The 9,444-nt window shown below is 60.5% G+C and carries 2 protein-coding genes; both read left to right on the top strand.

The annotated features are described in order from the left end of the window. Window positions 1–360 precede the first annotated feature (360 nt). On the top strand, window positions 361–2,067 hold the full coding sequence (locus B0W55_RS27275; RefSeq protein WP_077049011.1) for a ShlB/FhaC/HecB family hemolysin secretion/activation protein: 1,707 nt from the start codon (window positions 361–363) through the stop codon (window positions 2,065–2,067). A 23-nt stretch (window positions 2,068–2,090) separates the two neighbouring features. After that, window positions 2,091–9,444, top strand: a 7,354-nt coding sequence (locus B0W55_RS27270) for a filamentous hemagglutinin N-terminal domain-containing protein (protein ID WP_139340989.1), incomplete at its 3' end; no start/stop codon positions are given.

The following is a 9,444-nucleotide window of genomic DNA, read 5'->3' as shown; positions in this document are numbered from 1 at the left end:
TTTTCTGTGGGGGTGGTGGCAGTGGGCGGGTGAGGGTGGTGCGGCGGCCGACTGAGGCCTGATCCATTTGCCTTGAAACCAGGATCCCCGAACTGCATGCGTCTAAACAGCTTTGTTTATTGGCGTGCGGATAACGGGGAATCTTCCGCCATCCTTTCTGGACGGTTCTTGCCTTGGCTTGGGAATCGTCCGATTTTCCCGTCGTTGTCCCTCACTTACCGTATTCATGGCGGCGCAATGAATCGATGCCGCCAATCGGATTACGAGTTTCTGAAACAGATTTTTTATTGACGTCAGAATGATGGCTATCTAGCATCGCGCCACTCTTTTGCCATCATTCTCCAGTTCGAGGGATCGAATATGTACTCACCCGCCCTCGTGGCGAGGTTGTGCCTGGCTTTGCTGTGCCTTTCTTCGCTGAATTTCGCCCATGCTGCGCCCACTCCGGGTGAAACCGACCTGATCCGCGAACGCCAGGGTCGCCTGCTGCAAGAGCAGCGTCGGCGTCTGGAGGAGCTCAAGGATTTACCCGGCAAGCCGGCCCAGCCTTCGCTTCCCTCAGCCCCTGCGGATTCCCGTTGCTTCCCCATCAAAGACATTGAAATCAACGGTGCCGACAGCCTTTCGGACGTTGAGAAAAACCAGTTGATCAAGCCTTACATTGGCCAATGCCTGGGGGTTACCCAGCTCAATGAACTGCTCAAGGTCATCACCGACCGCTACATCGAGAAAGGCCTGGTCACCAGCCGCGCCTACCTGCCACAGCAGGATCTGTCCGGCGGTCATTTGAAGGTGCTGGTGGTCGAGGGGCATCTTGAAGGCTTGAGAGGCGCACCGGACAGCCAATTGTCCGAGCGCGAACTGTCGATGGCGTTTCCCGGAAAGAGCGGTGACCTGGTCAACCTGCGCGAGATCGAGCAACTGGTCGATCAGCTCAATCGCCTGCCCTCCAACCAGGCCAAAATGGAGCTGGCCCCCGGCGAGAACGTCGGCGGTAGCGAAGTGCTGGTGACCAATACCCCGCAAAAGCCCTGGCGTGTCGGGCTGTCGCGCAATAACGACGGCCAGCGCAGCACCGGCGAGCAACAGTGGGGCACCACCTTTGATTGGGACAACCCCCTGGGCCTGGCCGATCAGTTGATGTTGCGTGGCGGTCACGATGCGATGAGCGATCACCAGCACACCTCCAACAACGCAATGCTCTACTACAACCTGCCATGGGGCTGGTGGAACTTCAGTTACACCTACAGCCAGAGCGAGTACCGCTCGCAGATCGCCGCCAACGGCTACAACTTCAAGCAGACCGGCGACAGCGAAAACCATCAGTTGCGCGCCGAGCGTGTGATCCATCGCGATGCCGTGAGCAAGACCTCGCTCAATGCCGGCCTGTCCACCCTGCGCACCAACAACTCCATCGGAGGCAGCAAGCTCAAGTGGAGCAGCAACCGCATCAGCGAAATGCAGTATGGCGTCAATCATGGCCGACGAATCGGCAGCGCGTTCGTCAACCTCGACATCGGTGTGCAGCAGGGCATCGGTGCGTTCGATGCTCAGGACAACGACCTTTCCGGCCCCGGTCAGCCAGACGCGCGCTACCGCAAATACACCGCCACGGCCAGCTACCTGTTGCCGTTCAAGCTGTTTGACCAATCCTTCAGCTTCACCAGCCTGATGACCGGCCAGCGCAGCGAAGATGTGCTGTTCAGCCCGCAACGCATCAGCCTGGGTGGTCAGTCGTCGATCCGTGGTTACAAAGATCAATCCCTGTCTGGCGACAGCGGCGGCTATTGGCGCAACGACCTGCGCTGGACGCGCCCGGTGTCGCTCCCATGGCTGCGCCCGCTGTTCGCCGAATACGGCACCGGCATCGGTTACGACCAGGGCGTGATTCGCGGTAATCGCTACAACGACGAGCAGCACGGGCGCATGTCGAGCAATGCCCTGGAGCTGTTTGCCCGGGGTCAGCACATGGCCGCCAGCGTGACGTTCGCCCATTCGCTGGAACGCCCGGACGCTCTGCCCGAACGTGAAGCGCCGATCTATTTTCGCCTGGACTTTTTCCTTTAACTGCCGCTTTTCGAGGTCGAGACATGGACGCCCGCCACTTCACTTTCCTCGCCGCCCAGCCCTCTGCCGTGGTGAACACCCGCGAACGCTTTTGCGGGATGCCCAAGCGTGGACTGGCCTTCCTGTTGGCCAACGTGATGTTCTGGCAACCGGTTTGGGCGCAGGCCGACGGCATTGTCGTGGCGAATCCAGGGACCAGCCTTGGGCAGGCAGGGAACGGTGTGCCGATCGTCAACATCGCCGCTCCCAATGGCAGCGGTCTGTCCCATAACCAGTTCGTCGATTACAACGTCGGCAATCAGGGCGTGATCCTCAACAACATCGCCGCGCAAACCGGTGGAACGCAACTGGGCGGCATCATCGTCGGCAACCCCAACATGACCAATGGGGTCGCGGCGCAAACCATCCTCAACGAAGTCGTCGGGGGAAGCCCGAGCCAGTTACGCGGCTACACCGAAGTGGCGGGGCAATCGGCGCGGGTCATCGTCGCCAACCCCTATGGCATCAGTTGCAACGGCTGCGGATTCATCAACACGCCGCGAGTGACCTTGACCACTGGTAAACCGGTGCTCGATGGCAGCGGCCGCCTGGATCGTTATCAAGTCGACCAGGGCAGCGTCTCCATCGACGGCGCCGGATTGAATGCGACCAACGTCGACAGCTTCGAAATCATCACCCGCAGCGCGAAGATCAACGCCGAGATTCAGGCAAAGAACCTGACCATCGTCGCCGGGCGCAACGACGTCAATGCACAGAGCCTCAACGCCACGCCGCGTGCCGAAGACGGCAGCGCCAAACCGCAATTGGCCATCGATTCCTCGGCGCTGGGTGGCATGTACGCCGGGGCGATCAAACTGGTGGGCACCGAGGCAGGCGTAGGGGTCAAGCTCGCCGGTAACCTGGCGGCCAGCGGTGGCGATATCCAGATCGATTCGAGCGGTCAACTGACCCTGGCCCGGACGTCCGCAGCCGGTGCGGTCAATGTCAAAGCCGCAAGCCTGGAAACACAGGGGCCGGTCTACGCCGGCAGCACCGTCAATGTTCAGACCCAAGGCAACCTGACCAACCAGCAAACCCTCGCCGCCCGCGACAACATCACCCTGAGTGCCGGTGGCCTGCTGACCAACAGCGGCATCATCGAGGCCGGGGTCAATGCCGATAACAGCCGCAATGCCAGCGGCGATGTCAGCTTGAACGCACAGCATCTCAAGAACACCGGCAGCGTCGTTGCCAGTCGCAACCTCGGCGCCAACGCCGCGCAAAGCCTGAGCAATCAGGGCGGCACACTCAGTGGGCAAAACACCGCGATCACCACCGGGACGCTGGACAACCGCAATAAAGGCCGCGTTCTGAGCCGAAACACACTGAGCCTCAACGCGAAGAGTCTCGATAACAGCAGCGGCGGCTTGCTGACGGCGGCAGGGCTGATGACCCTCAAGGCCGACGAGGTTGCCAACGCCGGCGGACGCATTTCCGGCAAGGGCGACATTGACGCGAACATCGACACCCTGAATCAGCAGGGCGGTGAGCTGGTTGCCGAGGGCAATCTGAAGCTGACTGGCAAGGCCTTGGATAACCGGCAGGATGGTCTGGTCGCGTCACTCAAGACGCTGACGATGGACGTCGACACGATCGATAACCGTGGCGGCTCGCTGTCCAGCCAACTGGACCTGCACATCCAGGGTGCACGCCTGGACAATCGCGGTGGCAAGGTGTTGGCGGACACCACGCTGGGCGTGAGCGTAGAGCAAATCATCAACGACGCCGCCGGCCTGATGTTCAGCAAGGGCGCGGCCACGCTTGCCGGCATCGGCTTGAGCAATGTCGGTGGCCGGATCGTCAGTCAGGGCAACCTGACCCTGGCTCACGATGCCACTGTGAACAACCAACAAGGCCTGATCAGCAGCGAAGGCCATCTGACGCTTGACGTCGGGAGCCTGGACAATCGGTTGGGCAAACTGTCGAGCCTGCAGGCGATGGCGCTGACTTCCGTCGGCTCAGCCTTGAACCAGGGCGGGCTGATTGTTTCGCAGAAAGGCCTGACGCTCCAAAGCGGCCACCTCGACAACAGCGACAACGGCGTCATCAGTGCCAAAACCGACTCCACATTGACCACCGGCGAGTTCAATAACAGCCGCGGCGGCAGTGTGCTGACCGATGGCACCCTGGCTGTCACGGCCGGGCACCTCGATAACGCCGCCGGGCAAATCGGCAGCCAGCAGCAGCTTGACCTGTCCGTCACCTCCCTGATTCAGGATGGCGGGGAGCTGTTCAGCAACGCCGACCTGACCCTGGACATGAACCACGGCCTGCTGAACAACCAGCGTGGCAATATTCATACGCCGGGCCAGTTGATGTTGAAGAACCTCAACCAGGTCGACAACAGTGCGGGTGAAATGTCCGCAGGCAAGGCCTGGAACATCAACGCGCAAAGCGTGATCAACGATGGCGGCAAGCTGCTCAGCAATGAAAAGCTCACCCTGGCCATCGATCGGTCACTGAGCAACGTCAAAGGCCAGATTGCGGCGGCAGGCCTGCAAATTCGTAGCGCCAGCCTCAACAACAACGGTGGTGATATTCGTGGTCGGGGCGATGTGGATCTCTCTGTCACCGATGTTTTCGACAACCAGGCGGGTATTGTCATCGCTGCCAATGACCTGACCGTCAAGGCTGCGCGTCTGGATAACCGTGGGGAGGGGCTGGTAGCGGCGACAAAAGCGCTGAAACTGACCGTCGACGATCTGGATAACCGCAACGGTGAGTTGTCGAGCGTGGCCGATGTGACCCTGATCGGCGCCTACCTCGACAACAGTGACGGCGGTTACATCCTGGCCGGCGGCAACCTTGCGTTGACGGTGGACCGGGTGATCAACCGCAACAAGGGCCTGCTGTCTGGCGATAGCGGGCTGACACTGACCGGGAAAGCCCTGGAAAACAGCGGTCGCCTGACCACGCAAAACGCTCTGACGATCAATCTTTCCTCTGTGCTGAACAACGATCAGGGCAGCCTCGCGAGCGAAGGTGCGCTGGCCATCAGCGGCGAAAGCCTGAGCAACAACGGTGGCGTTATCTCCAGCGCCGGCGCGCTGAAGATCAACATGCTGGGCGGCGTCAACAACCAGGGTGGCAAACTGCTGACGGATGCGACGCTCACCCTCGACAGTGCCGAACTGGATAACCGGCAAAAGGGCATCCTCAGCAGCAAAGGCAACCTGAGCATCACCACCGGCACACTCAATAACAGTCAGGCCAGTATCTACTCCGCCAGTCAGCTGAATTTGAACGCGGGCGTCGTGACCAATACCGCCGGCAGCCTGGGGGCAGGTGCCGCATTGATGGCCAGCGTCAGCGGTCTCGACCAGCAGGGCGGCAAGCTGTTCAGCAACGGCAGCTTGAGCCTGGACCTGAACGGTGGGGCCTTGAACAACCAGGACGGTTTCATCAACGCGCCGAGTTTGCTGTTGAAGAACCTTGCGCAGGTCGACAACCGCAACGGTGAGATCTCCAGCGATCAGGCCTTCGACCTCACTGCGGTAACGCTGGATAACAGCGGCGGGCAGTTGCTCAGCAACCAGACGCTCACGCTGAAAATCGACGATGCACTGACGTCGATCAAAGGAAAGATCGCCGCCGCGGCGTTGCAGATTCGCGCATCGAGTCTGGATAACCGTGCGGGTGTCTTGCTCAGCGACAGTGATCTCGGTGTAACCGTTGATGGTTTGCTCAGCAATCAGGCCGAAGGCATCATCAAGGCTGCCCAGCAATTGACGCTCAACAGCTACGGGTTGAACAACCAGGGGGGAACCCTGCTGGCTGGTTTGGGCATCCGCCTCGATCTGGGCACAGGGGATCTCAACAACCAGAAAGGCTTGATCAATACCAAGGGCGTGCTCAGCTTCGCTCATCTGCGCGACCTCGATAACCAACAGGGCGAAGTTTCCAGCGTCAACAGTTTCAGCCTGACGGGCAATACCCTGGACAACCGCGGTGGCAACCTGATCAGCAACGATCAACTGAGCCTCACTGCGGCCGAGTTGAAAAACCAGGGCGGTCTGGTCTCTGGCTGGAACGGGTTGACCGTGTCCGGCGGCACCCTTGACAACAGTCAGGAAGGCACGCTTTCCAGCCTGCTCGGCAACTTGAACATCGACCTGAGCGGCGCCTTGATCAACCACACCAAAGGTGGGTTGGCCGGCAAGGGGGCGTTGACCATCGCGGCGGCCAGCCTCGATAACAGCAGCGGTATCGTCACCAGCGGTGCGAAGCAGACGTTGACGATCGTCGGGGGCGCGATCACCAACGCAGACGGTGGTTTGATTGTCAGCAGCGACACCCTGGATATCCATGCATCAACGCTGGACAACACGTCCGGCAGCGTCACTGCCGGCAAAGCCCTGAGCGTCAGCGGTACGCAACTGAACAACAGCAGTGGCCGTCTTGTCGGTGACGGCAGCGTCACCCTCGATTTGCTCGGGGCCCTGACCAACACCCATGGCGTGCTGGGCAGCAGCGGGGCGCTGGTGGTCAAACGCTCCGGCAGCATCGACAACCAGGGTGGTCAGTTGATCAGCCAGACCCTGTTGAGCCTGCTGACTTCCGGTGATTTGAACAACAGCCAGCGCGGAACTCTCGCGGCCAACGGGCAACTGGATCTCGTCGTCGCCGGCAACGTTCAGAACAACGCCGACGGTTTGATTTCCAGTCGCGACGCCGGTGTGAGCATCACGGCGGCGGCCCTGAACAACGCCAGCGGCGCGGTGCAGAGTTACGGTGCCCTGACCGTGGATGCGGGCAGCGGTGCGATCGACAACCAGGGCGGCAAGATCATCGCACAGACGGGTGATCTCAACCTTACCGCTGCCAGTCTCGACAGCCGCGCAGGCGTGCTGTCGAGCCTCAAAGGACTGCTGCAGACACGCCTGACGGGTGTGTTGAAAAACGGCCAGGGCGGCAAACTCGAAGGCAGTCGCCTCGACTTGCGCGCGTTGGGCGGCCTCTACAGCGACGGCGGCCGTATCGCCGCCAACACCGGCAACATTCTGCTCGATGCCGCAAGCGGCACTATCGACAACCGCAATGGCGGGATCTACGCCAAGGGGCTGGTGAAAGTCACCGGCGGTGCGATGCTCAACGACGGCGGGCAAGTCAGCGGCAACGGAATCGACCTGGGGCTCGACGGCAATTTGTCCAACCGCAGCGGCCTGATCGAAAGTGCCGACAGCCTTACCATGCGTGCCGCCAACCTCGACAATCAGGGCGGCAAACTACGAGCACTGGGCACCAGCGGCAAAACCGACTTCCAGATCGGCAGTCAATTCGATAACCGCAATGGACTGCTGGAGACCGCCAACCAGCAACTGTCGCTTGCGACGCCGGGCCTGCTCAACGCTGGCGGTTCCGTGACCCATGTCTGCACCGGCCTGTTCGACATCTCGACCGCCAACGTGATGAATGCTGGCGGTGCGTTGGTCACGCGCGGTGACCTCAACCTGAACGCCAACAGCTGGACCAACAGCAGCGTGATCCAGGCCGGCCGCCTCACGGTCAACGTCAACAACTTCAATCAGACCGCCAGCGGTCAGTTGCTCGCCTCCAATCAGTTCGTCGGGCGCGGTGTGAACTGGAACAACGATGGGCTGATTGCCAGTGACGGCAGCCTGGATGTGCAACTGAGCGGTCACTACGGCGGTAACGGCCGCCTGACCAGCCTCGGCGACATGCAGGTCGACGCATCCACCTTCAATCTCAACAGTGCGGCGAGCATTGCCGGCGGTGGCAACACGACCGTGGGCGGCCGCGGTGGATTGTCGGTGTTGAACAACTACGGGCGCCTCACCGCGGCCAATCATCTGAATGTGAACGCCGGCGCGGTTAACAATTACGGCACGCTTGCCGGTGGGACGGGGTTGAACCTCACGGCCTCTTCACTGCTGAACGATCAGGGCGGCTTTCTGTTCAGTGGCGGCAACATGAACCTGCGGGTGGGCAGTTTCAGCAACAGGAATGCTGATGTTTACAGCTTGGGCGGTATCGACATTGCGCGGGACGACGCGGGGAATCGCTCGGCGTCGGTGGAGAATCTTTCCGGGACGATGGAGAGCGCTGGCAACTTCTCGATTCGCGCCGATTCGATTGTCAACCGCAGGGACCAGTTCAAGACCGTTGCCGAGATGTACTCGGCGGACATCGGTATTCGTTGCTACGAGTGTGATGAGCTGCCTTCCAACTGGGCTGATTTGAATCCGCATCCAATTGCTTCCCATCTGGTTTGGGAGCAGAAATTCCGAGTCAAAATTCTGGAGGGAGAGAGTTCCAAAGCCGCATCAATCACGTCGGGAAGCAATCTTGATGTGTCCGGCGGTTCCTTCCTGAATTCGAATTCGTCGGTAGCGGCGTCCGGAAATATCAACGTCAACGTGGCGAATTTCGAGAACTCTGGCACTGCGACGGGAGATTATGTTTCTCGTAAGTACGTTACGGGAGGTCAATCCATTGATCAGTGGGGCGAGATCGTCGAGTACAACAGGTACAACGATGCGGGTTATCAGCAGGATCTGCGTTTCTGGAATGCCAGTGAAGTGGAGTCGAGAGTCCAAACCCAAGTCGTGCGTTATGGGGCGAAGGGAGAGGCGGAGAACTGGTACCAGCGTTTCGGTCCTGTCTTGCTGGGTCTGTACAAACAGCAATACGCCGTCAAATTTGACGAATCTCTGTATTCCACGGGCATCAGAACCGACGCCCCCGACTTCATAAAAAACGCAGTCTTCAGTGAACAGATAATCACCTCAGACCCTTCGGGCTTCGCATCGGCAATCATCCAGGCCGCCGGCAACGTCACCATCAATGCCACCAACAAGATCAGCAACGGTGTTGAAAGGGCCTACAGCCCGGGCATTTCCGGAACGTCGCGCAACACGGGCACCGGAGCGACCGGCACCGGTACGACCACCGTCATCAACCTCAACAGTCAGTTGCCCCCGGACCTGGCCCAACAACAGGTCAACCCCCTGGCGCTGCCCGGTTTCAGCCTGCCGACAGGCGATAACGGTCTGTTCCGGCTGAGCGGCAAAAACGCCACAGACCCAGCGATCGTCACCGGCCCACCGCGGACCCTTGGTTCGGCGTCCGGCGCTACCACCCAACGTTCGGACGGCATGCCCGTGCGGCAAGCCACCGAGCTGCAATTCGACGAAAACGACCCGGTGTCGGTCCAGAACCGCGAACTGGCATTGGCCGCTCATCCATCGCTGAACCTCAGCGAGCAGACCACCCAGGTCAATGTCGGCAACGCCACCGGCCAGGGCAGCGCTGTGCTCGACGTACCGCGGGTGCAAGGTTTGCCCGACAACAGCGAGAGCAGCAAGCCACACAAGTACC

It is taken from the genome of Pseudomonas sp. KK4, from assembly GCF_001984065.1.
GTDB lineage: Bacteria > Pseudomonadota > Gammaproteobacteria > Pseudomonadales > Pseudomonadaceae > Aquipseudomonas.
This window is presented reverse-complemented; position numbering and strand designations above follow the sequence as displayed.

Excerpts from the sequence above, each read along its gene's own strand:
- B0W55_RS27275 (WP_077049011.1), top strand. The coding sequence starts at position 361 with ATGTACTCACCCGCCCTCGTGGCGAGGTTGTGCCTGGCTTTGCTGTGC.